The 22224-nt window shown below is 60.7% G+C and carries 21 protein-coding genes; 15 read left to right on the top strand and 6 right to left on the bottom strand.

Annotation, left to right across the window (positions count from 1 at the left end; genetic code table 11):
* The first annotated feature begins 351 nt into the window (after positions 1-351).
* Genes ASC74_RS19040 through ASC74_RS19025 form a run of 4 tightly spaced genes read left to right on the top strand, consistent with a single transcriptional unit; the run spans position 352 to position 5484 of the window.
* The gene (locus ASC74_RS19040; RefSeq protein WP_056743172.1) at positions 352-828 is read left to right on the top strand and encodes a formate dehydrogenase subunit gamma; all 477 of its coding nucleotides are present in this window, start codon (positions 352-354) and stop codon (positions 826-828) included.
* On the top strand, positions 825-2387 hold the full coding sequence (locus ASC74_RS19035) for a formate dehydrogenase beta subunit (protein WP_082555849.1): 1563 nt from the start codon (positions 825-827) through the stop codon (positions 2385-2387). Before ASC74_RS19040 ends, ASC74_RS19035 begins: the two co-directional genes overlap by 4 nt.
* Complete coding sequence (gene fdhF / locus ASC74_RS19030; RefSeq protein WP_056743170.1) at positions 2384-5266, top strand: formate dehydrogenase subunit alpha; 2883 nt, start codon at positions 2384-2386, stop codon at positions 5264-5266. The genes ASC74_RS19035 and fdhF overlap by 4 nt, the downstream gene beginning before the upstream one ends.
* On the top strand, positions 5263-5484 hold the full coding sequence (locus tag ASC74_RS19025; protein ID WP_046045986.1) for a formate dehydrogenase subunit delta: 222 nt from the start codon (positions 5263-5265) through the stop codon (positions 5482-5484). Before fdhF ends, ASC74_RS19025 begins: the two co-directional genes overlap by 4 nt.
* Before the next feature lie 189 nt (positions 5485-5673).
* Here ASC74_RS19025 and ASC74_RS19020 read toward each other — a convergent pair whose 3' ends face one another.
* Both ASC74_RS19020 and ASC74_RS19015 read right to left on the bottom strand, forming a co-directional pair.
* A complete protein-coding gene (locus ASC74_RS19020) occupies positions 5674-7044 on the bottom strand; it encodes a sensor histidine kinase (RefSeq protein ID WP_056743168.1) in 1371 nt (456 codons plus the stop codon).
* On the bottom strand, positions 7041-7751 hold the full coding sequence (locus ASC74_RS19015) for a response regulator (RefSeq protein WP_033061436.1): 711 nt from the start codon (positions 7749-7751) through the stop codon (positions 7041-7043). The genes ASC74_RS19020 and ASC74_RS19015 overlap by 4 nt, the downstream gene beginning before the upstream one ends.
* 166 nt (positions 7752-7917) lie before the next feature.
* Between ASC74_RS19015 and ASC74_RS19010 the strand changes: the two genes are divergently transcribed.
* From ASC74_RS19010 to ASC74_RS31640, 5 genes are all read left to right on the top strand, one after another.
* Positions 7918-8709: an MlaA family lipoprotein gene (locus ASC74_RS19010; protein ID WP_056743166.1), complete on the top strand. Its 792-nt coding sequence runs from the start codon at positions 7918-7920 to the stop codon at positions 8707-8709.
* A complete protein-coding gene (locus ASC74_RS19005) occupies positions 8699-8962 on the top strand; it encodes a hypothetical protein (protein ID WP_056743164.1) in 264 nt (87 codons plus the stop codon). The genes ASC74_RS19010 and ASC74_RS19005 overlap by 11 nt, the downstream gene beginning before the upstream one ends.
* 78 nt (positions 8963-9040) lie before the next feature.
* Positions 9041-10963, top strand: a complete 1923-nt coding sequence (locus ASC74_RS19000) for an alkaline phosphatase D family protein (RefSeq protein WP_056743162.1) — start codon at positions 9041-9043, stop codon at positions 10961-10963.
* 74 nt (positions 10964-11037) lie between these two features.
* Positions 11038-11547: an adenylate kinase gene (locus ASC74_RS18995; RefSeq protein WP_056743160.1), complete on the top strand. Its 510-nt coding sequence runs from the start codon at positions 11038-11040 to the stop codon at positions 11545-11547.
* A gap of 102 nt (positions 11548-11649) precedes the next feature.
* Positions 11650-11847 (top strand): hypothetical protein, encoded by a 198-nt coding sequence (locus ASC74_RS31640; RefSeq protein ID WP_156400831.1) that lies wholly within the window; start codon positions 11650-11652, stop codon positions 11845-11847.
* A gap of 119 nt (positions 11848-11966) precedes the next feature.
* On the opposite strand, the gene ASC74_RS18985 is transcribed toward ASC74_RS31640, so the two are convergent.
* Positions 11967-13142 (bottom strand): aspartate aminotransferase family protein, encoded by a 1176-nt coding sequence (locus ASC74_RS18985; protein WP_056743156.1) that lies wholly within the window; start codon positions 13140-13142, stop codon positions 11967-11969.
* A 102-nt stretch (positions 13143-13244) separates the two neighbouring features.
* Here ASC74_RS18985 and ASC74_RS18980 point away from each other — a divergent pair, with 102 nt between their 5' ends.
* Positions 13245-14150 (top strand): LysR family transcriptional regulator, encoded by a 906-nt coding sequence (locus tag ASC74_RS18980; RefSeq protein WP_056743154.1) that lies wholly within the window; start codon positions 13245-13247, stop codon positions 14148-14150.
* A 75-nt stretch (positions 14151-14225) separates the two neighbouring features.
* Positions 14226-15239: a sensor domain-containing diguanylate cyclase gene (locus tag ASC74_RS18975; protein ID WP_056743153.1), complete on the top strand. Its 1014-nt coding sequence runs from the start codon at positions 14226-14228 to the stop codon at positions 15237-15239.
* Between the two features lie 19 nt (positions 15240-15258).
* Here the strand turns inward: ASC74_RS18975 and msrA are convergent, their stop codons facing one another.
* The 3 genes from msrA to msrB are packed head-to-tail and all read right to left on the bottom strand — an operon-like array spanning position 15259 to position 18334.
* A complete protein-coding gene (msrA, locus tag ASC74_RS18970; RefSeq protein WP_056743151.1) occupies positions 15259-15966 on the bottom strand; it encodes a peptide-methionine (S)-S-oxide reductase MsrA in 708 nt (235 codons plus the stop codon).
* 31 nt (positions 15967-15997) lie between these two features.
* On the bottom strand, positions 15998-17773 hold the full coding sequence (locus tag ASC74_RS18965) for a cytochrome c biogenesis protein DipZ (protein WP_056743150.1): 1776 nt from the start codon (positions 17771-17773) through the stop codon (positions 15998-16000).
* 42 nt (positions 17774-17815) lie between these two features.
* A complete protein-coding gene (gene msrB / locus ASC74_RS18960) occupies positions 17816-18334 on the bottom strand; it encodes a peptide-methionine (R)-S-oxide reductase MsrB (RefSeq protein ID WP_056743149.1) in 519 nt (172 codons plus the stop codon).
* Between the two features lie 151 nt (positions 18335-18485).
* Between msrB and ASC74_RS18955 the strand changes: the two genes are divergently transcribed.
* The 4 genes from ASC74_RS18955 (at position 18486) to ASC74_RS18940 (ending at position 22138) form a co-directional block, all read left to right on the top strand.
* Positions 18486-19202: a response regulator transcription factor gene (locus ASC74_RS18955; RefSeq protein WP_056743148.1), complete on the top strand. Its 717-nt coding sequence runs from the start codon at positions 18486-18488 to the stop codon at positions 19200-19202.
* Complete coding sequence (locus ASC74_RS18950; protein ID WP_056743147.1) at positions 19199-20716, top strand: sensor histidine kinase; 1518 nt, start codon at positions 19199-19201, stop codon at positions 20714-20716. Before ASC74_RS18955 ends, ASC74_RS18950 begins: the two co-directional genes overlap by 4 nt.
* Positions 20717-20780: 64 nt before the next feature.
* Positions 20781-21296, top strand: coding sequence for a hypothetical protein (locus ASC74_RS18945; protein WP_056743145.1), 516 nt, complete (start codon positions 20781-20783; stop codon positions 21294-21296).
* A 137-nt stretch (positions 21297-21433) separates the two neighbouring features.
* Positions 21434-22138 (top strand): hypothetical protein, encoded by a 705-nt coding sequence (locus ASC74_RS18940; protein WP_056743143.1) that lies wholly within the window; start codon positions 21434-21436, stop codon positions 22136-22138.
* The last annotated feature ends 86 nt before the right edge of the window (positions 22139-22224 follow it).

Below are 22224 nucleotides of genomic sequence, written 5' to 3'. Positions count from 1 at the left end.
AGCTGATGGCGTATTAACACTCCATCAGCTTGGCACAAGCGCTGGAAACTGGCCCCGACCATTCAGGGACGACGCCTCGGGCCGCACTCTTCTAGACTCAATAGAAGGTCGTAGAAAGAACCGAACACGTCGCTTTGGTGCAGATGAATCAAAAGCAGCGTGGCAAGCTGCCTTAATGCCCTTATAGAGGTGCGGCGAAGACCGCGCCGGGCACAACAAGATGCCCGCACAGGGTGCCCTGGCCAACGGCCTGAAATTGCCACGATACCGTGACGTGGTGTGAGTGCCGCAGCCGACACTTTCGGACGACCGACAACCCTCTGGTTTGTCCGTGACCGTGAGGAATGCTGAATGCCTGATGAGATGTTGCAATTGCCTATGGTCAACAGCGTGCTGGAGCGCCACAAGGGCTCTGCGGGTGCACTGTTGCCGATTCTTCATGAGATTCAGGAGGGCATCGGTTATATCCCCGATGCCGCCATCCCCGAGATTGCCCACGCGCTGAACCTGAGTCAGGCCGAGGTTCGCGGGGTGATCAGCTTTTACCATGACTTCCGCACCGCGCCTCCGGCCCGGCATATCCTGCGTCTGTGCCGGGCCGAGTCCTGCAAGAGTCGCGGTGCCGAACAGCTCGCCGCGCAATTGCGCGAACGCCTGCTACTGGACGACCACGGCAGCAGTGCCGACGGCAACATCAGCCTGCGCCCGGTGTATTGCCTCGGCGCCTGTGCCTGCTCGCCCGCCCTTGAGCTGGATGGTCAGGTGCATGCGCGGCTCAGCGCCGAGCGTCTGGATGCTTTGCTTGATGCTTGCCGGGAGGATGCATGATGCCGACTTTCTATCTGTCCGGTGATTCGCTGGCCCGTGCCGTGGGTGCCGAAGAGGTTGCGGTGGCCCTTATCGTCCACGCCCGGGGACGCGTTGTGCCCCTGGAGTTGCAACGCACCAGCTCGCGCGGCCTGTACTGGCTGGAACCGCTGCTGGAAGTGGACAGCCCGCAAGGCCGTATCGGCTTCGGCCCGTTAACGGCTGCTGATGTGCCGTCTGTGCTCGAATCGCTCCAAAGCGAGCCGTCTTCTCATCCTCTGGCCTTGGGCCTGGTGGAAGAGTTGCCCTATCTGAAGACGCAACAACGCCTGCTGTTTGCCCGTGCCGGTATCACCCGGCCGCTGTACCTCGACGATTACCGAGATAATGGCGGTTTCGAGGGTTTGAAAAGAGCCGTTACCATCGGTGGCGAACAGACCGCGACTGAGGTGTTCGATTCAGGCCTGCGTGGCCGTGGCGGCGCAGCGTTCCCGGCCGGGATCAAATGGCGCACGGTGCGCGCCACCCAGGCTGCGCAGAAATACATTGTGTGCAACGCCGACGAAGGCGACTCCGGCACTTTCGCCGACCGTATGCTGATGGAAGGCGACCCCTTCCTGCTGATCGAAGGCATGGCCATTGCCGGCATCACCGTCGGCGCCAGTTACGGCTACATCTATGTGCGCTCGGAATATCCACAAGCCGTGGCCACCCTGCGCGCGGCGCTGGACATCGCCCGGACCGCCGGTTACCTCGGCGCCAATGTCGGCGGCAGCGGCCAGGCCTTCGATATGGAAGTGCGCGTCGGTGCTGGCGCTTACATCTGCGGTGAGGAAACCGCGCTGCTGGACTCGCTCGAAGGCAAGCGCGGGATTGTCCGCGCCAAGCCGCCGATCCCCGCTTTGAAGGGTTTGTTTGGCCTGCCGACGCTGGTGCACAACGTGCTGACCCTGGCCTCGGTGCCGCTGATTCTGGCCAAGGGCGCGCAGTTCTATCGCGATTACGGCATGGGCCGTTCCCTGGGCACCATGCCTTTCCAGCTGGCGGGCAATATTCGTCACGGCGGCCTGGTGGAACGGGCCTTTGGCCTGACCCTGCGCGAATTGGTGGAAGACTACGGCGGTGGTACCGCGAGTGGCCGACCGCTGAAAGCCGCTCAGGTGGGCGGCCCGCTCGGCACGTGGGTGCCGCCGTCGCAATTCGACACGCCGCTGGATTACGAAGCGTTTGCTGCCATGGGCGCGATGCTCGGTCACGGTGGTGTGGTGGTGGCTGACGACAGCCTGGACATGGCCCACATGGCGCGCTTCGCCATGCAGTTTTGTGCCGAGGAATCCTGTGGCAAATGCACGCCATGCCGCATCGGCTCGACCCGGGGCGTGGAGGTGATCGACCGTCTGCTGGCCGCACCTGACCAGAACGGTCGCGATGAGCAGGTGATCATCCTCAAGGACCTGTGCGACACCCTGCAATACGGTTCGCTGTGCGCGCTGGGCGGCATGGTCTCTTTTCCGGTAGCCAGCGCCCTCAAGTACTTCCCCGCCGACTTCGGTCTGCAATCTTCGGAGGCCGACCAATGATCACTCTCTTCGACCCGAACACCGATATCGATCTTGGCACCCCGGCCCGCGACAGCGAGGTGCAGGTCACCCTGAACATCGACGGCCGCAGCATCAGCGTGCCCGAAGGCACCTCGGTGATGCGCGCCGCCGCGCTGCTGGGCACCACCATTCCCAAACTGTGCGCCACCGACAGCCTGGAAGCCTTTGGCTCCTGCCGCATGTGCCTGGTTGAAATCGACGGCATGCGCGGCTACCCGGCGTCCTGCACCACGCCGGTCACCGAAGGCATGAGCGTGCACACCCAGACGCCGAAGCTCGCGACTCTGCGCCGCAATGTCATGGAGCTGTACATCTCCGATCACCCGCTGGATTGCCTGACCTGCTCGGCCAACGGCAACTGCGAGCTGCAAACCGTCGCCGGTCAGGTCGGCCTGCGAGAAGTGCGTTACGGCTATGAAGGCGACAACCATCTGGCCGACGTGAAGGACACCTCCAACCCTTACTTCGACTACGACCCAAGCAAGTGCATCGTCTGCAACCGCTGCGTGCGTGCCTGCGAAGAAACCCAGGGCACGTTTGCCCTGACCATTACCGGGCGCGGTTTCGAATCCCGGGTCGAGGCCGCCGGTGGCGAGAACTTCCTCGACTCGGAATGCGTGTCCTGCGGCGCCTGTGTGCAAGCCTGCCCCACCGCGACCCTGATGGAAAAAAGCGTGGTCGAACTGGGTCAGCCTGAACGCAGCGTGATCACCACGTGTGCCTATTGCGGCGTGGGCTGCTCGTTCCGCGCCGAGATGAAAGGCGACAAGCTGGTGCGCATGGTTCCAGACAAGAATGGCCAGGCCAACCACGGCCACTCCTGCGTCAAAGGACGCTTTGCCTGGGGCTACGCCACCCACCCGGATCGCATCACCAAACCGATGATCCGTAAAAACATCAACGATCCCTGGCAGGAAGTCAGCTGGGATGAAGCGGTGACCTACGCCGCCAGCGAATTCCGCCGACTGCAGCAAAAATACGGCCGCGACTCCATTGGTGGCATCACCTCCAGCCGCTGCACCAACGAAGAAACCTACCTGGTGCAAAAACTGGTGCGCGCCGCGTTCGGCAACAACAACGTCGACACCTGTGCGCGGGTCTGCCATTCGCCGACCGGTTATGGCCTGAAACAAACCCTTGGCGAGTCCGCCGGCACCCAGAGTTTCGACTCGGTGATGCAGGCTGACGTGATCCTGGTGATGGGCGCCAACCCCAGCGACGCCCACCCGGTGTTCGCCTCCCAGCTCAAACGCCGCTTGCGTGAAGGCGCACGGCTGATCGTCATCGATCCACGACGCATTGATCTGGTGGATTCGGTGCATGCCCGCGCCGAACTGCACCTGGCCCTGCGTCCGGGCACCAACGTCGCCATGCTCAACGCCCTGGCCCACGTCATCGTCACCGAAGGCCTGCTCAATCAGGCCTTCATCGACGCCCGTTGCGAGGGAACGGATTTCGCCCACTGGAGCGAGTTCGTGAGCCGCGCGGAAAACTCGCCGGAAGTCCTCGGCGCCATCTGCGGCGTAGAGCCTGCCGACATCCGCGCCGCCGCCCGCCTGTATGCAACCGGTGGCAACGCCGCGATCTATTACGGTCTGGGCGTCACCGAACACAGTCAGGGCAGTACTGCTGTGATGGGCATCGCCAACCTGGCCATGGCCACTGGCAACATCGGCCGTGAAGGCGTGGGCGTGAACCCGCTGCGTGGGCAGAACAACGTTCAGGGCTCCTGCGACATGGGTTCCTTCCCCCACGAGTTGCCTGGCTACCGACACATCTCCAATGAGGTGGTACGGACGCAGTTCGAACAGGCCTGGAATGTCACCCTGCAACCCGATCCGGGCCTGCGCATTCCCAACATGTTCGAAGCCGCCCTCAGCGGCAGCTTCAAGGGCCTGTATTGCCAGGGCGAGGACATCGCCCAGAGCGACCCGAATACCCAACACGTCACCGCAGCCCTGTCCGCCATGGAATGCATCGTGGTGCAGGACATTTTCCTCAACGAAACCGCCAAGTTCGCCCACGTGTTCCTGCCGGGCTGCTCGTTCCTGGAAAAAGACGGCACGTTCACCAACGCCGAGCGACGCATCTCCCGGGTGCGCAAGGTCATGGACCCTCTGGGCGGCAAGGCCGACTGGGAAGGCACGGTGGCCCTGGCCAACGCCCTGGGCTACCCGATGAACTACCAGCACCCATCGGAAATCATGGATGAAATCGCCAGCCTGACGCCGACCTTCACCAACGTCAGCTACGCCGAACTGGATCGCCACGGCAGCCTGCAATGGCCGTGCAACGCCGCGGCGCCGGACGGCACGCCGACCATGCACATCGAGGAATTCGTGCGGGGCAAGGGGCGTTTCATGCTCACCGGCTACGTGCCCACCGAGGAAAAGGTCAACAATCGCTATCCGCTGCTGCTGACCACCGGGCGCATCCTCAGCCAGTACAACGTCGGCGCTCAGACCCGGCGTACCGAAAACGTTGCCTGGCACGACGAAGACCGCCTGGAAATCCACCCGACCGACGCCGAGAGCCGTGGCATCAACGAAGGTGACTGGGTCGGCATCGGCAGCCGCGCCGGCCAGACCGTACTGCGTGCGCGGGTCACCGAACGGGTCGCCCCTGGCGTGGTGTACACCACTTTCCACTTCCCTGAATCGGGAGCCAACGTGATCACCACCGACAACTCCGACTGGGCCACCAACTGTCCGGAGTACAAGGTCACGGCCGTGGAAGTCAGCCGCGTCTACCACCCTTCCGAGTGGCAAAAACGCTATCAGGAGTTCAGCGACAACCAGCACCGACTGCTCGACGAACGCCGCCAGGCACGGGGCACTAAAGCCGAGGTGCGCCGATGAGCACTGAAAATCTAATCAAAATGGTCAACCAGATCGCCCAGTACTTCGCCAGCGAACCGGACCAGCAACAGGCCGTGCTCGGCGTGCGTAATCATCTGCAGATGTACTGGACGCCCGGCATGCGCAAGGAATTGCTGGCCTGGCAGACGGAGCATCAGGGCGCAGACTTGCATCCACTGGCGCAGGCAGCGGTCAGTGGGGCGGGCTGGGAGGCTTAGGTTCACACGATCTTAAGCCTGACCGAAAAAACCTGTGGGAGCGGGCTTGCTCGCGAAAGCGGTGTGTCAGTCAACGATGATGGTGACTGGTATATCGCATTCGCGAGCAAGCCCGCTCCCACAGGAGTTGTGTGTAACTGGCTCGCATCTGGATTAGCCCCAATTTTTTGGGGCGTTTAATCGCTCAGTTCAAAGCAAATGCGGAGAGATCAGCTCTGAACCTGGATGCACCGGCAACACCACCAACGCCTCCAACCCGCCCTTCGACCGATTACGCAGTGTCAGCTCGCCGCCGTGTTCCAGCACAATCGCCCGCGCCGCCGATAACCCCAAACCAACGCCCCCCGTGCTTTTGTTCCGCGAGCCTTCCAGTCTGAAGAACGGTGCAAAAACCTGTTCAAGGCTGGCATCCGGTATACCCGGCCCACGATCCAGTACGTTGATCCTCACCTCCCCAGCTCCGGGGATCAGTTCAATCGCCGGCTCACTCCCGTACTTGATCGCGTTATCCAGCAGATTGGTCATCACCCGCTTAAGCCCCAACGGTCGCCCGAAATACACCCACCGCAGCGGCCCGCTGAAAGCAATTTCGACACCCTGATCCCGGTAATCATCCAGCAGCGTTTGCAGCAGTTCCGCCAGATCAAACTGGGTCGCCGGCTCAAGCCGGGCATCATCACGAAAGAACTCCAACGCCGAGTTGATCATCGCCTGCATTTCATCCACATCACGAAACAACCGCTGCTGTTGCTCGCTGTCTTCGATGAATTCGCCCCGCAAGCGCATCCGCGTCAGGGGTGCGCGCAGGTCGTGGGAGATGGCGGCGAGCATTTGCGTGCGGTCGCGAATGAAGTGTTGCAACTGGGCCTGCATGGCATTGAACGCGAGAATCGCCTGGCGGATTTCCTGCGGGCCCAGCGGTTCGATGGGCGGTGCGCGGAAGTCCACGCCGAAACGTCGGGCACCTTCGGCAAAATGCTGCAAAGGTGTGGCGAGGCGCCGGGTGGCGATCAGCGCGACCAGGGCGGTGGAGATCAGCACCAGCAGGATCACGATCAGGTAGCGTGGCGTTTCGTCGAGCCCCCAACTGCGAGAGGGTGCGGAGAACATCAGCCATGTCGAATCCGATAGCTCGATCAGCAGCGCGTAATGCGCGTCCGCCGTGTGCTCCGTCCAGTCGGCCGGCTCATAGGCTTCGATGCGCCGGTCAGGGGCTCTGAGCATCGGCTGCAGGATGGTCGAGCCGATGTCGGACTTCGGATCTTCCACGGTCGGCAGATTGAGATCGTGCCGGTCCGGGTGCCAACTGACAGTGAAGCCGTTCTCGCCGGCAGCTTGCGCCAATGAGTTGCGCAGTGGCGCCGGCGCGGCCTCGATGACGCGGCTGATGGCGGCGGCTTTTTCCAGCAGGCCGGTTTCGGTCAGTGGCGGACGCGCCCAGACGCCGGCCAGTTGGATAAACAGCCCGTTGAGTGCCAATGAAATGAGCATGGCCAGGATGATCGTCAACGCGATCCAGCGCGCCACCGTATCCCGGCGAATCCGCTTCAACCAGCTCATCGCCGCGTCACGCTGGGCGTGAACAGGTAACCGCCATTGCGCACGGTGCGAATCATCGCCGGGCGCTTGGTGTCGGACTCGAGTTTGCGCCGCAGGCGGCTGACCTGAACGTCGATGCTGCGATCGAACGCCTCGTGACAATGCCCGCGCGCCAGGTCCAGCAATTGCTCGCGGGTGAGAATGCGCTGCGGGTGTTCGACGAAGACCAGCAGCAAGTCAAACTCACCGGCCGACAGCGGAATCATCACGTTGTCCGGCGAGCGTAGTTCACGACGAGTGACGTCCAGGTGCCAGTCGGCGAAGTCGATCAGTGGACGAGGCCGTTCCTGCGATACCGGACGGCGCTCGTCCACGCGGCGCAACACAGCGCGCACCCTGGCCAGCAGTTCACGGGCGTCGAAGGGTTTGGTCAGGTAATCATCGGCTCCCAGCTCCAGGCCGACCACCCGGTCACTGAGTTCACCCATGGCGGTGAGCATAATCACCGGCATGGCGTAGCGAATCCGCAGTTGCTGGCACAGGATCAGCCCGCTGTCCCCCGGCAACATCACGTCAAGAATGATCAGGTCTGGCGGCTGGCGCTCGATGGCCGCCCACAGCGACGCGCCGTCGGTGGCGACCTCGACGCTGTAGCCGTGCTGCACGAAGAATTTTTTCAGTAGATCGAGGACTTCAAGGTCGTCGTCCACAATTAAAAGGCTGTTCACCGAAGGTCACTTAAGGGGCGAATGGAACCGCCATCTAAAACCATTCACGGCAGCGCGTCATATATTTCAATCCTGCAATAAAGCGTCAGCGCCGCAATAAACCAGACATCTTTGCGCAAGGCGCGGGGCTCAGCATCTCGGCGAATTCCTCCCGAGACTTGCGTCCATGCTGCCTTTCAAATGTGCTCCCTGGCTGACCCGCAACACCTCGATTGCCGTGCTGACCGCAGGGCTGGCGGGTTGCAGCAGTCAGCCGCCGTCCACCACCGATGTGAGTTGCGCCGACATCGCCTATTCAGTGTACGACCCGGCGGAACCGTTCAATCGCGGGGTCTTCGCGTTTAACCGGGTGGTCGATGACTACGCCATGGCGCCGGTCGCTCGCGGCTATCGCTACTCGCCGGACTTTTTCCAGACCGGTGTGCATAACTTTGTGGCGAACTTCGGCGAGCCCAAGGTCTTTATCAATGACCTGTTGCAAGGCAACCCGATGCGCTCGGCCAATACGCTGGGGCGCTTTGTGCTCAACACTACGGTCGGTGTAGTGGGCTTGATCGACGTCTCCGGCATGGCCGGCATCCCGCGTCATGACGCGGACTTCGGCCAGACGTTTGGCGTATGGGGCATCGGCAACGGTCCGATCGTCGAACTGCCTTTGCTCGGCACGTCCAACAGCCGCGACGCCGTCGGCCGCGTGCTCGGTTTTGTGGTCGATCCGTTTGGCAGCAACAGCGACACCGTGGACACGCTGTCCACTATCAGCACGGTCGGCGGCTTCGTCGATGGCCGCGCAGAAGCCTTACCGCTGACCGACAGCCTGCAAAAACTGCCGGACTACTACAGCGCGTTACGCAACGTGGTCGCCGAGCATCGTGCCGCCTACGTGGCCGATGGCAAACAAGGCTCGGCGCAGACAACCAAACCTCAATGCACAGGAGCACCGGCCGATGGTTTCTGAAGGCAATAGCCTGATGCTGCAGCAACGGGTCATCCAGCAGGACCCGGCCACTCTGCACTGTCGGGAAATTACCCTGCGCCTGTCAGCGGACTGTCGCCATCTGGTACTCAGCCGCTACACGGAACACTATGGCCCGGCGCTGGTGCGATGGATCGAGCGTAGCCACACGGTGTCCGTGACAGAGCTGGTTCGCTGGCTCGTGGCCAATGGCGAGACGGATGTCATGAAGGCGGACAGCGAGCTGTTGCCTTGACTGTCAGATTCGAGCCACTTGCATTTCATTGACCTCAGCTGCGTTATCATCCCGCGCTTCTCTGTTCCAAAAACCCGGATGTCCATGTCTTTGCCGCTGCCTGACGATCATCAATCCCTGCCTCCTGTCCTGGTCGGGCCGCTGTTGCGGCGTCTGGAGCCCACACGGCTGGTGATGTGGCTGGTGGGGTCGCGGGCGTTGACGATGACGTTGCGTCTGCAAGATCGCGACGCCATCCACCTCGACGCGAGTCAGTGCACGGTCATTGCGGTGGGCACCCAGGCCTTTGTTCATTTGATCGATGTGTCGCTGGACGCCGCCCTGCCCTGCGACACGTTAATCGAATACGACCTGCTGATTGACGACGCGGGCACAGGCATCGCCGATTGGGCCCCGCACTTGCTGTACGGCGACGCCCGTTGCCCAAACTTCGTCCTGCGTAAACGGGCCGATCATCTGCTGCACGGTTCCTGCCGCAAACCTCACCATCCGGCCCCGGACGGTTTGCTGTGCGTCGATCGTTTGCTGGAGGCCGAGCCGGATGCACACAAACGTCCGGCGCTGTTGATGATGAGTGGCGATCAGGTTTATGCCGACGATGTCGCAGGGCCGATGCTGCGAGCCATCCATGCCTTGATCAAGCGCTTGGGGCTGTTCGAAGAGCACCTCGAAGGCGCGGTGGTCAGCGACAGCGCCAAACTCTACGAGCACCCTGCCAGCTACTACCATCGTGCGGATTTGTTACCGGCGCTGGAGAGCAACGAAACCCTGCGCGAGCGATTTTTCGGCGGGGCGCGTAAGCCGATTTTCACCAGCAGCAGTGCCGACAACCATCTGGTGACGTTCGCCGAAGTCATGGCCATGTACCTGCTGGTCTGGTCGCCAACACCTTGGACATTGATCGCCCCGCAACCACCGGCACTGACGCCTGCAAGACGTGAGCGTTATGCGCTTGAGCAGACGCGCATCGATGGCTTCAAGGCCGGCCTTGGAGGCGTCGCCCGAGCACTCGCTCACCTGCCGTGCCTGATGATTTTTGACGACCACGATATTACCGATGACTGGAATCTTTCCGCGCAATGGGAGGAAACGGCCTACGGCCATCCGTTCTCCAGGCGCATCATCGGCAACGCGCTGATTGCTTATATGCTGTGCCAGGGCTGGGGCAACAACCCGGATGCGTTCGGCGCTGTGCTGAAGAAGGCCGGTGGATTGAGCGCGACCGGGCATGACCACTACCTCGACAGTGACATTCAGGATGGGTTGATTGACGAACTGCTGAGATTTCAGAACTGGCATTACGTGCTGCCCACGAGCCCGGCCATCGTCGTGCTCGACACCCGCACCCGACGCTGGCGCAGCGAGATGAACCTCAAGCAGCCCTCGGGTTTGCTGGACTGGGAAGCCCTCAGCGAACTGCAACAGGAACTGCTCGATCACCCTTCGGCCATCATCGTTTCGCCGGCTCCGATCTTCGGCGTCAAACTGATCGAAACCGTGCAGCGCGTTTTCAGTTGGTGCGGTTATCCCCTGCTGGTGGACGCCGAAAACTGGATGGCCCATCGCGGCGCGGCCCAGGTGATCCTGAACATTTTCCGACACTCGCGCACGCCCGGTAACTACGTGGTGCTGTCGGGCGATGTGCATTATTCCTTCGTCTACGAAGTACTGATCCGACACCGCAAGGCCGGCCCGCGCATCTGGCAGATCACCAGCAGCGGCATCAAAAACGAGTTCCCGCCGGCGCTGCTCGAGTGGTTCGATCGCCTCAACCGCTGGCTCTACTCGCCCCGCTCGCCACTGAATTGGCTGACCAAACGCCGACGCATGCGCATTGTTCCGCATGTCCCGGAACATGCTGAAGCGGGGGAACGGTTGTGGAATTCGGCAGGGATCGGGCAGGTGTTCTTTAATGAAAAAGGACAGCCGCAGGAGATCTATCAGCACAACTCGGACGGTTCGCCGAAGACGCGGATGGTTGCACCTGAGAATGACGACTGAAGGCTGAAGGCTGAAGGCTGATCGTTCACACGTTCTGTTCGGATTACGGCTCCCTTACATGATCGGTGTCGCTCATGAACTTCACCCGAACCCTGATCATCGGCAACTCCGGTTCTGGCAAAAGCTGGCTGGCCGAACGAATGGCCGAGCACCTGCAAGTGCCGTGGGTCGATCTCGATTCGATTCACTGGTTGTCCGACGAACACAGCATCGCCCGCCCCCGTGCCGAGGCGTTGGGCATGGCACGGGTGGTGGCCAGTGAAGAGCGCTGGGTGATCGAAGGCGTTTACGGCTGGATCATCAACGAACTCTTGTCCCGGGCGACAGCACTGATCTGGCTGTGTCTTGATGATGAAGAATGTGTCGCCAATATTCGCCAAAGAGAGGCGCAGCGGGATGCGCATGACGAGTTGTTGATTGCATTGCTCGACTGGGCCGGCAGCTATCGTACGCGCGAAGAGTCCAGTGGGTTTGCCGCGCATCAGCGTCTGTTCGATGGGTTCAGCGGTTCGAAACGGCAACTCGTGAGCCGAGCGAAAATGAATGATTTTATCCATTCTCCACCCCGCACCTGGCGCATTTGAGCGCTGGGGATGGCGTGTTAATCGGATCGGGATTACATCGATCACGGAAACGTCTTTTGGGAAGTCGAGGGATACTGAGTGCCGCTCGATGAGGAGAACACGATGCGAACCGTCCAACAATCAGATAGCGATCACTTTGGAAAAGGCTCTGCGGCCACCCCCAAAGCAAGTGATGAAACCGCTTACCTTTTAAGTTCGAAAGCCAATGCGAAACGCTTGCTCAAGTCGATCGCTACTTTGCGGACAGGAACAACCAGCCCTGGCAAGCCAATTACACTGACGGAAACGCCAATCCTGTAGGAGCTGCCGCAGGCTGCGATCTTTTGATCTTCAGCGATTTCAGTTCCGGCCAAAATCAAGATCAAAAGATCGCAGCCTTCGGCAGCTCCTACGAAAGGTTTGCGTGATGTCTAGGGATGTCAGGCGACTTTCAGTGCCCGACACACCCCTCTGACAATCATCTCCACTTCCCGCTCATCAATCGTCAGCGGCGGCAGCAAGCGAATGGTTTTGCCCCGTGTCACGTTGATCAGCAAGCCGTGATCCCGCGCGGCGATGAGGGTCAGGTCGCGAATCGGCTGTTTGAGTTCGATGCCGATCATTAACCCCTGTCCACGGATCGCCAATACGTTCGGGTCGTCCGCCAATTCAATGCGTAATCTGGCCAGCAAACGCTCGCCCTGAAGCTTGGCGTTTTCCAGTAGCCCTTGTTCTTCGATGATCTCCAGCACGGTGCAACCGACCCGGCAAGCCAGTGGATTGCCGCCGAAGGTGCTGCCGTGACTGCCGGGGGTGAAGAGGTCGGCGGCTTTGCCCCGGGCCAGGCAGGCGCCGATGGGAATGCCGTTGCCCAGGCCTTTGGCCAAGGTCATGACGTCCGGAACGATGCCTTCGTGCTGAAAGGCAAACCACTGGCCGGTGCGGCCGATGCCGGTCTGGATTTCGTCGAGCATCAGCAACCACGAGCGCCGAGTGCAGAGTTCGCGAATGGCTTTCAGGTAACCGGGAGGGGCCATTTGGACACCGCTTTCACCCTGAATCGGTTCCATCAGGATCGCCACGATGCGCGGGCCGTGGGCTTGCTGCACCTTGTCCAGCGCCTTGAGATCACCGAATGGCACTTTGACGAAGTCCCCCGGTAACTCGTTGAAGCCCAGGCGCACGGCCGGGCCATCACTGGCGGACAAGGTGCCCAGGGTACGGCCGTGAAAGGCGTTCTCCATGACCACCACCAGCGGTTGTTCGATGCCTTTTTGCCAGCCATACAACCGAGCGAGTTTCAGCGCCGTCTCGTTGGCTTCGGCACCGGAGTTGTTGAAGAACGCTCGCTCCATGCCTGCCAATTGCGTCAGTTTCTGCGCCAGTCGCTGTTGCCAGTCGATGCTGTAGAGGTTGGAAGTGTGCAACAGCAACCCGGCCTGTTCACTGATGGCCGAGACTATTTTCGGATGGGAGTGACCGACGTTGGTCACTGCCACGCCCGCCACCGCGTCCAGGTATTCACGACCGGCCTGATCCCACAGGCGTGTGCCCAGTCCCTTGCTGAAACTCAAGGCCAAGGGTTGGTAAGTGGTCATCAGGCAGGCGGCGGTCATGACATCAAGCTCCATCAATGGTCGGTGTTTTTGCAGTATGGTTAGCCACCTGAGCTAGATAAACGCTGCAACACTTCAATCATTTTAAAGCTGAGCTTGATAATGGATTTGTTCCAGGCAATGACCGTTTACGTCAAAGTGGTGGAAACCGGCAGCATGACCGCTGCCGCGTTGCAGTGCGAAATGTCCACCACTATGGTCGGCAATCACCTACGGGCGTTGGAGCAACGCCTGGGTGTGCGCCTGCTCAACCGTACGACGCGACGCCAGCGGTTAACGGAATTCGGCACTGCTTATTACCAGCGTTGCCTCGAAGTGCTGGGGCTGGTGGCCGATTCCGAACGGTTGGCCGAGCAGGCCCTCGATGAACCGAGCGGCACCTTGCGCATCACCGCACCGCTGACGTTCGGCACCGAAAAACTGGCACCCGCCCTGAGTGAATTCGCCCTACTGTGTCCACGCGTCAAATTGGATGTGGTCCTCACCAATCGCCGTCCGGACCTGCTCGAAAACGGTTTCGACGTAGCGTTTCGCCTGGGCAATACCGAGGAGGCCCACCTGATCGCCCGTCCACTCCTCGACTACAGCCTGACCATGTGTGCATCACCGGAGTACCTGGCGCGCAAAGGCACACCGCAGAAACCTGATGATCTGCAACACCACGACTGTCTATCCTTTGCCTATCCGGCCGGGGATGACTGGCAGTCGGTGGAAAAACACTGGCGCCTGACCGGTCCCGAGGGCGAAGTGGCGGTAGCAGTCAATGGACCGATGTTGATCAACAGTTCGGCAGGACTGCATCAAGCGGCGCGAACCGGTATGGGCATCGTGGTGTTGCCTGATGCGTTGATGGAGCAGGATCTCAAGGACGGAAAACTGGTGGCATTGATGCAGAATTACCTGCCACCGAGCCGGCCGATGAACCTGATGTATGCCCAGGATCGCTACCGTTTGCCAAAACTGCGTAGTTTCGTCGACTTTGCCTTGCAGAGATGGGGCAAGCACTAGCCGGCTCAATACGCCATCGACTAATCTCCTCGACAGGCGGGTCACTTAGACATCAGGGCGGCAAGGAGTGCGGAGATGGGTGAGGCGTCGAATATCGAGCCGTTGAAGTTCAATCTGCAGGATTTGAACGAAGACATGCTGCACACCATTCTGGAGCTGGTCAGCGACGGCATCTGGGACTGGAACGCCAATACCGGGTTCGTCTATCGCAACCCCGGGTGGTACGAGATGCTCGGCTACCCGCCTCATTCCCTGGATAACAACGTGTTGACCTGGGAAAACGTGATCCATCCCGACGATTACCAGCAGGTCATGACGCTGTTCGATGACTACCTGAATCAGCGCGCCCCCGGCTATCAGGCCGAGTATCGCTGCCGCATGCAGGATGGCAGCTACACCTGGATCGAAGACCGTGGCTACGTACTGGCACGCAATGCCGACGGCTCGGTGGCGCGGATGGTCGGCGCGCACCGCAGCATCGAAGACAAGAAACGCCTGTACGAAGCGCTTGAACGGCGCAACCAATCCCTTGAAGCGATCGTTGAAGATCGCACCCGAGAGTTGTCTCGCGTCAATCAGCAACTGCAAATCCAACTCGAAGAAAACCGCAAACTGGCGGAAACCGACACACTGACCTCAATCGCCAATCGCTATCTTCTGGAAAAAGCCCTGCCCCAGGAATGCGAGCGCGCCCAGCGTTTTCGACAACCGCTGTCGCTGATTGCGATGGACATCGACGACTTCAAGAACATCAACGATCACTATGGCCACGCGCTGGGCGATGCGGCATTGGTGCAGGTGATCGATAGCGTGAAGCACTGCGTACGCGAGGGCGATCTGCTCGCGCGTTGGGGTGGCGACGAGTTCATCCTGATCCTACCCAATACACCACTCGCCGATGCCCGGGCCCTCGCCGAACGTATCCGCCATGGCCTCGCAAGCCTGCTGCCAGTGGGGGACTTCCAAGTGACCATGAGTTTTGGCGTGGTTCAGCGCTTTGACGAAGAACAACAGACCGGGTTGCTGGCCAGGGCCGATCAGGCGCTGTATCGGTCGAAGATCGCGGGCAAGAATGTGATATCAGGGTAAGGGCTATGCCCTTCACTTCTCACATCCCCGCCTTCACCAATACCGGTTTCTCCTGATACCGATCCGGGTACAGCTGCTTCAACTGCGCGACCTTCGGTAGATCGTTGATCACAATGTAGGGATAGGTCGGGTGCTCGGTCAGAAAGTCCTGATGCTCCTCCTCGGCCGGGTAGAAACCGTTGTAGGTCTCCAGCTTGGTGACAATGGGTTTGTTGAACGAACGGGCAGCGTCCAGCTGGGCGATGTAGGCCTGGGCGATACGTTGCTGATCGCTATTTTCCGGGAAAAGCGCTGAGCGATATTGAGTGCCGCTGTCAGGTCCCTGACGGTTGAGTTCGGTAGGGTTATGAGCCACCGAGAAGTAGATTTGCAGCAAGCTGCCGTAGCTGACCTGACGGGGGTCGAAGGTAACTTCGACGGATTCCGCATGACCGGTATCGCCATTGCTGACCCGCTCGTACTGAGCAGTGTTGGCTGCACCGCCGGCGTAACCGGAGACCGCTTTTTTCACCCCTTTGACATGTTGGAACACGCCTTGGACGCCCCAGAAGCAACCGCCGGCAAACACTGCGGTTTCGCTGTGGGCCTGGGTGGTTTCGTCGAGGGTGGGGGGAGGAATGATGACCGCGTCTTCCGACGCACCGAAAGAGAACGCCAGGCATTGGCCGATGACGCCGGCAGCGGCCAAGCCCAACAGGGTGCGGCGCCAGGTGAATAGGGTTTTCATGAGGCTGATTCCTGAATAAATAGAATGACGATCAACCGAACGTAAACGCATACGCTGACACTCCGGGATCGAGAAACTCGATGCTGAAGGTCCGATCCGTCACGCCATCGGTCTGGCGCACTAATTGGTACAAACGTTGTTCAGTCACGCTGCCGCTGCCGTCGGGCGCCACGTCGGTACCGTGGGCATCGTCGGGGGCTTTTCCGTCGATCAACACGTTAAAGCGCACCGGTTTACCGTCAGCGCCAGGCCCCAGCACCAGATGCAGATCGCGGGCATGGAAGCGGTAGACGATGCGACTGGCCGGCGCGCTTGAAGTCGCCCGCTCCGAGCCGACATTCCATTGACCGTCCAGGCTCCAGTCGTTGAGTGCCAATTGCGATGGAGCGCTATAGGCCGACACCTTGTCCGGCACCAGGCTGGTTTCAGGCACGAAATGCTCGGCACGCTGGTAGCCGACATAAGTTTCCGGCGATTGCACTTCGTTCATGTCCGGGGCCAGTTGAACACCTTCGGCACTGGCATTGATCAGGCCGTCCGCGACCTTCGCGGCACCCGCTTCGCGCAGCAGTTGCTGGATCACCCGCTCCGATTCGGCGTACTCGCCCTCGCCAAAGTGGTGATAACGGATGCGACCCTGAACGTCGGCAAAATAGTGGGCCGGCCAGTATTGGTTGTTGAAAGCTCGCCAGACCTTGAAGTCATTATCGATGGCCACCGGGTAGTTGATGCCCAGGTCCTTCATGGCTTTGGTGACATTGCCTACGTCTCGTTCGAAAGCAAACTCGGGCGCATGCACGCCAATCACCACCAATCCCTGATCGCGGTACTTCTCGGCCCAGGCCTTCACATACGGCAGCGTGCGCAGGCAGTTGATGCAGGAGTAAGTCCAGAAATCCACCAGCACGACTTTGCCTTTCAAGGCCTGCGCTGTGAGGGGTGGCGAGTTGAGCCATTGCACCGCGCCATCCAGCGGTGGAAGGTTGCCTTCAATCGGCAGTGCGCCCGGCGTTTTGTCAGCCGCTTTCATTGCACTTCCCGAGGCCGGAACCTGCGCCATCATCGCCCCGCTAACGTTCGGTGATTGGCCGGCCAGCCGTCCCACTAAAGCCTGCTCGATACCGCCGGTGGACGCCGTCGAAACCCGCGCCAGAATCCCGGTGTCGAGCCCCAGGGCGATCGCCGCGACACCGGCCAGCATCGCGGCGCCCAGGCCTCGACGCAGCCACTCGCCAGCGCCGATGGAACGCTTCATCGCCGCGAAGACTTTACCGCCCAGCAGCAGCGCCACGGCGAGGGAAGTTGCGGCACCCGCGGCGTAGGCCAGCAACAACAAGGTGGTTGCGATGCTTGCCCCTTGCAACGCGGCTCCGGTCAGCAACAGCCCCAGAATCGGCCCGGCACACGGAGCCCAGAGCAGGCCCGTGGCGACACCGATCAGGAACGAAGCGCCGGGACGCGGCCGGGCATCGACGCCCGCGGCTTCCGACAACCGGCTGCCGGCCGCCACCAGTGGGCGGGTCAGACGCTCGGCCAATTGAGGCAGCAACAGCGTCAGCCCGACCAGTGCAACGAACAGCAACGCGAGCCAGCGACCGTACTGATTGACTTGCACCACCCAACCGCCGCCCACCGCTGCCAGCGAGGCGACGAGCGCGAAAGTCAGCGCCATGCCCGCCAATAGCGGCAACCCGCTCTTCATAAATGGCTGTCCGGTGCGAGCAAAGACAAAGGGCAGCACCGGCAGGATGCACGGGCTGACAATCGTCAGCACACCACCGAGATAAGCGAGGACCAGAAGCCACATAACGTCGACCTGCAAAAATGAGTGAAAGGGAGTACCCGCGGATCAAGCCGTCTTCGGCACAAAAGTCATCGCCAGGCCATTCATGCAGTAACGCAGACCGGTGGGTTTGGGCCCATCGTCGAAGACGTGGCCCAGATGACCGCCACAACGCCGACAGTGGACTTCTTCGCGCAGCACTCCGAAGGAGCGGTCCTGACGAGTGGCCACAGCCTTGTCCAGCGGTGCCCAGAAGCTCGGCCACCCGGTGCGGCTGTCGAACTTGGTCGCGGAAGAAAACAGCGGCAGGTCGCAACCGGCACAGGCAAACGTACCGTCACGGTGCTCGTTGTTCAGCGGGCTGCTGTAGGCCCGTTCGGTGCCCTCTTCGCGCAGGATTTCGTACTGCTCGGCGCTGAGCATCGCGTGCCATTCGCTGTCGCTGTGAGTCACCTCGAACACCTCCGCCGCGCTGGCATCACTGACCAGTGCAGTACTGGCGGCAAATTTTGGCAATACACCGATGACCAGGGCTGCAGCGCCTAGCCCGCCGCTTGCTACGAGAAACTGTCGCCGTGAAAACATGGTCGTCTCCGAAAATTCCAGGTACCTGTCATGGAACACAGCCTAGGCTTGGGTTGATCGCCAAATCCTCACGAGAAGTTAAACAATTCGTGATAACTCAGGCCCCGGAAAACCCGCACAATGCGCTCATTGCGCCGAAGGATTGAGCTTGATGGAACAGACCAAACGCGTCCTCGTGGTCGAGGACGACCTGCATATCGCCGACCTTATCTGCCTGCATCTACGTGATGAGCAGTTCGAGGTGGTGCACTGCGCCGATGGCGATGAAGGCATGCGCCTGCTGCAGCAAGGAAGCTGGGACGCACTGATCCTCGACCTGATGCTGCCCGGTGTCGACGGCCTGGAAATTTGCCGCCGCGCCCGCGCCATGGCCCGCTACACACCGATCATCATTACCAGTGCACGCTCCAGCGAAGTGCACCGGATTCTCGGGCTCGAACTCGGCGCCGACGATTACCTGGCCAAACCCTTTTCGATGCTCGAACTAGTGGCCCGGGTCAAAGCGCTGTTGCGACGGGTCGACGCCATGGCCCGCAACCTGAAGATGGACGCCGGCAGCCTGATCACGGACGGCCTCGCCATCGACCCGATCACGCGCGATGTGTCCCTTGACGGTCGCCGCCTCGACCTCACGCCACGGGAGTTCGACCTGTTGTATTTCTTCGCCCGTCAGCCCGGCAAAGTGTTCTCGCGCATGGACCTGCTCAACGCCGTCTGGGGCTACAGCCATGAAGGCTACGAGCACACCGTCAACACTCACATCAACCGCTTGCGGGCAAAGATCGAAGCCGATCCGGCTCAACCGGTGCGCATCCTCACGGTGTGGGGACGAGGCTACAAATTCGCGGCCAGGGAGGAGCAGCAGTGAGACTGACCCTGACTCAGCGCCTGTCCCTGGTGTTCGCCGTGTTGCTGCTGGTGTGCTGCGGCACGTCGGCCTGGATGCAGGTGCAATCCAATAAAATGCATGAGCTGGAAGTGGTGCAAGGGTTATCGCGGGATCTGGCCCAGCACATCGCCCATGACACCGTGCTGATGGACACCAAAGGCCTGATGCCCGACGCCGTGCGCGACCTGTTCAGCCAACTGATGCTGGTCAATCCCAGTGTCGAGGTCTATCTGCTCGACCCCGAGGGCCGGATTGTCGGCAGTGCTGCGCCCGAGGGTCGGATACGCCGGGAGCGGGTCGATCTGGCGCCGATCCAGCGCCTGCTCAAGGGCGATGCCCTGCCGGTTCTCGGCGACGATCCGCGCAGCGTCGATGGCCGCAAAGTGTTCAGCGCCGCGCCCTTGCAGGTCAATGGAAAACCGGTGGGTTATCTCTATGTGGTGCTGCTGAGCGAAGAGCACGACCGCTTCGCCGAACGCGGCGCCACCAGCGCCGCCCTGAACACCGCGCTGTTGTCCATCGGGTTGGTGGCGTTGCTGTGCCTGATTGCCGGTCTCACCGCATTCGCCCTCATCACCCGACCTTTGCGCCGTTTGACCGAAACCGTCAGCCAGTTCGACATTGATGGTGCTCCGGTAACGCCGCCGGCATCCGTCCCGGCGGAAAAAGCCGCCAGCCACGATGAAATTGCCATACTCGACGCCACCTTCCGGCAGATGCAGGCACGCCTCGGCGAGCAATGGCGTTCGTTGACCCGCCAGGATCAGGAACGCCGCGAACTGGTGGCCAACATCTCCCACGACCTGCGCACGCCGCTCGCCTCGCTGCACGGTTACCTGGAAACCTTGTCGTTGAAAGACGCCACGCTGTCACCCGCCGACCGCCGCCGATACCTGGGCATCGCGCTGGATCAAAGCCGCAAGGTCGGTGGACTGGCGCAATCATTGCTGGAGCTGGTGCGCCTGGAACATGGTTTCGTGCAACCGGTGCTGGAGCGTTTCTCGCTGACCGATCTGGTGCAGGACATTTTCCAGAAGTTCGAACTGACGGCCGAGGCGCGTCAGGTCGAACTGAAGGCCACCTTCGCACCCAATGTTTCAGCAGCCTGCGCCGACCTTGGATTGATCGAGCGGGTGCTCACCAACCTGTTCGACAACGCCCTGCGCCATACCCCCCAAGGGGGAGAAATCGAGCTCAGCCTGCGCCCTCAAGGACCTTTTATCGAAGTGACCGTCAGCGACACCGGCCCCGGCATTGCTGCCGAATTGCGCGAAGGTCTGTTCCTGCGCCCGTTCAACATTGGCGGCGCACGACGTGATGGCGGACTGGGATTGCGGATCGTGCACCGGATCCTGCAATTGCATGGCCGCGAGATCCAGCTGATTGACGTTCCCGGACGTGGCGCGACCTTCCGCTTTTCGTTGGCGGTGGATCAGCAAACGGCCGAGCAATTGGCGGTGCGGTCGATGAATCTGAATTCGCTGGGGAAATAGTCGACTGCCTGGACCACAGCAACGGCTAATATCCTGACACCATTTTCGGCAAGGACGCTGCACGATGCTCAACACCCTGCAAAACACCCCATTGTGGGTTTACACGATATTTCTGCTGCTGTGCTACTACGGCGTCAAAGCCCTGTCCCCGACCCGTGAAAGCAAAACTTCATTGCTCGTCACAGCGCCGATATTGCTGGGCTGGTCCCTGTTTTCGCTGAACCTGACGCTGAATCCGCAGCTATCGGTCAGTTGCTGGTTGGCCGCCGTCATCCTGGGCAGCCTCGCGGCGCTGCTGATTTTCCCACGCAAGGGCATTGAGCTGGATGATCCACAAACCGGCCTGATCGTGCCGGGCACAGCAAAAACCCTGGTGCTCTACCTGCTGTTTTTTGCGGTGAACTATTACTTCGGCTACCAGGATGACGTTCACCCGGAAATGGCCACGACCCTTGAGATGCTGCTGCTCAAGGCATCGGCGTCCGGTTTTGTCTGTGGACTGATCAGCGGTCGGGCGTTGACGTTTTATCGGCTGCTGCTGGCACTTCAGGCAAAACGCCCCCAGATAGCCGCCGGTTAAAAGCCTCTGTGCCAAAAATGATGACCAGCCGCCTGTTCATCCGTGACAACGCCGCCTCGGTCCAATAGATTAGGCGGCCTGAAAAGGCCCAGAGCTTTCTCGCCTCAACCCAAGTTAAAAGAAGTAGTGAAATTTCAATGTCCGATTCCAATACCGCTGAATCCGTAGTCACCTTGTCGTCCAAAGCGGAATACGAAAACTCCATCAATCTTTCACAGCACGTGCCCCAGGCCAAGACCATCAGCGAGATGGTCCTGGACGCTTTCCAGTCCACCCGGGAAAGCGACCAGATCCGCGAGCTGCGCGCCGCGATTCGCCACGCTCACGACAGCTTCGACGACGATAAAGCCTACCAATTGATGGGCGAACTCAAGCAGCTCAAGGACGCCGAGGCTGCCGACATTGCTGCCCTGGAAGACTTGAGCAGCAAATTCCCGATCAGCCGGATTCTCTCCAGCTTCAAGGACGACCCGGCATTTCAGGAATTGGTCTATGGCCTCGCACTGAAAGTGCTGAACCAGACCCACCAAGCCATCAGCAACCCAAGCAGTGGCAAAAGCAAGGCTGCTCGCGCCAAGAAAGATGTCGAAGTGTTCACCATCAGCAAAGACGGTATCAGCGTGACGCTGCCGCTGCGCACCCCGCGTTCGCGACTGAACGTTGACCGTGAAGCACTGGAGTTCCTGGGCTTCACCTTCGTCGGCGAAGGCGAAGAAGCGGAGCTGGAAAGCGAGACGTTCCTGGACAATGCCGGGGCCGAACAAGCGGTCAACCGCAAGAACATCATCACCGCGCTTCAGCAGCAAACCGCGTTCGATGGCTACAGCATCGCCGCGCAGTAACACGATCCATCAGCAGCGCTTCGAGCGCCACTGACCCAAGAGCCCCGCCCTAGAGCGGGGCTTTTTATTGCCCGCGATTTTATAAA

The sequence above is a fragment of the Pseudomonas sp. Root329 genome (genome assembly GCF_001424925.1).
In the GTDB taxonomy this organism is placed as follows: Bacteria; Pseudomonadota; Gammaproteobacteria; order Pseudomonadales; family Pseudomonadaceae; genus Aquipseudomonas; species Aquipseudomonas arabinosi.
Note: the sequence above shows the minus strand (reverse complement) of the source record. Positions and strands in the feature narration are given on the sequence as shown.

Coding starts and splice junctions, on each gene's coding strand:
- ASC74_RS19040 (WP_056743172.1), top strand. CDS start 352: ATGCCTGATGAGATGTTGCAATTGCCTATGGTCAACAGCGTGCTGGAG.
- ASC74_RS19035 (WP_082555849.1), top strand. CDS start 825: ATGATGCCGACTTTCTATCTGTCCGGTGATTCGCTGGCCCGTGCCGTG.
- fdhF (WP_056743170.1), top strand. CDS start 2,384: ATGATCACTCTCTTCGACCCGAACACCGATATCGATCTTGGCACCCCG.
- ASC74_RS19025 (WP_046045986.1), top strand. CDS start 5,263: ATGAGCACTGAAAATCTAATCAAAATGGTCAACCAGATCGCCCAGTAC.
- ASC74_RS19020 (WP_056743168.1), bottom strand. CDS start 7,044: ATGAGCTGGTTGAAGCGGATTCGCCGGGATACGGTGGCGCGCTGGATC.
- ASC74_RS19010 (WP_056743166.1), top strand. CDS start 7,918: ATGCTGCCTTTCAAATGTGCTCCCTGGCTGACCCGCAACACCTCGATT.
- ASC74_RS19005 (WP_056743164.1), top strand. CDS start 8,699: ATGGTTTCTGAAGGCAATAGCCTGATGCTGCAGCAACGGGTCATCCAG.
- ASC74_RS19000 (WP_056743162.1), top strand. CDS start 9,041: ATGTCCATGTCTTTGCCGCTGCCTGACGATCATCAATCCCTGCCTCCT.
- ASC74_RS18995 (WP_056743160.1), top strand. CDS start 11,038: ATGAACTTCACCCGAACCCTGATCATCGGCAACTCCGGTTCTGGCAAA.
- ASC74_RS31640 (WP_156400831.1), top strand. CDS start 11,650: ATGCGAACCGTCCAACAATCAGATAGCGATCACTTTGGAAAAGGCTCT.
- ASC74_RS18985 (WP_056743156.1), bottom strand. CDS start 13,142: ATGACCGCCGCCTGCCTGATGACCACTTACCAACCCTTGGCCTTGAGT.
- ASC74_RS18980 (WP_056743154.1), top strand. CDS start 13,245: ATGGATTTGTTCCAGGCAATGACCGTTTACGTCAAAGTGGTGGAAACC.
- ASC74_RS18975 (WP_056743153.1), top strand. CDS start 14,226: ATGGGTGAGGCGTCGAATATCGAGCCGTTGAAGTTCAATCTGCAGGAT.
- msrA (WP_056743151.1), bottom strand. CDS start 15,966: ATGAAAACCCTATTCACCTGGCGCCGCACCCTGTTGGGCTTGGCCGCT.
- ASC74_RS18965 (WP_056743150.1), bottom strand. CDS start 17,773: ATGTGGCTTCTGGTCCTCGCTTATCTCGGTGGTGTGCTGACGATTGTC.
- msrB (WP_056743149.1), bottom strand. CDS start 18,334: ATGTTTTCACGGCGACAGTTTCTCGTAGCAAGCGGCGGGCTAGGCGCT.
- ASC74_RS18955 (WP_056743148.1), top strand. CDS start 18,486: ATGGAACAGACCAAACGCGTCCTCGTGGTCGAGGACGACCTGCATATC.
- ASC74_RS18945 (WP_056743145.1), top strand. CDS start 20,781: ATGCTCAACACCCTGCAAAACACCCCATTGTGGGTTTACACGATATTT.
- ASC74_RS18940 (WP_056743143.1), top strand. CDS start 21,434: ATGTCCGATTCCAATACCGCTGAATCCGTAGTCACCTTGTCGTCCAAA.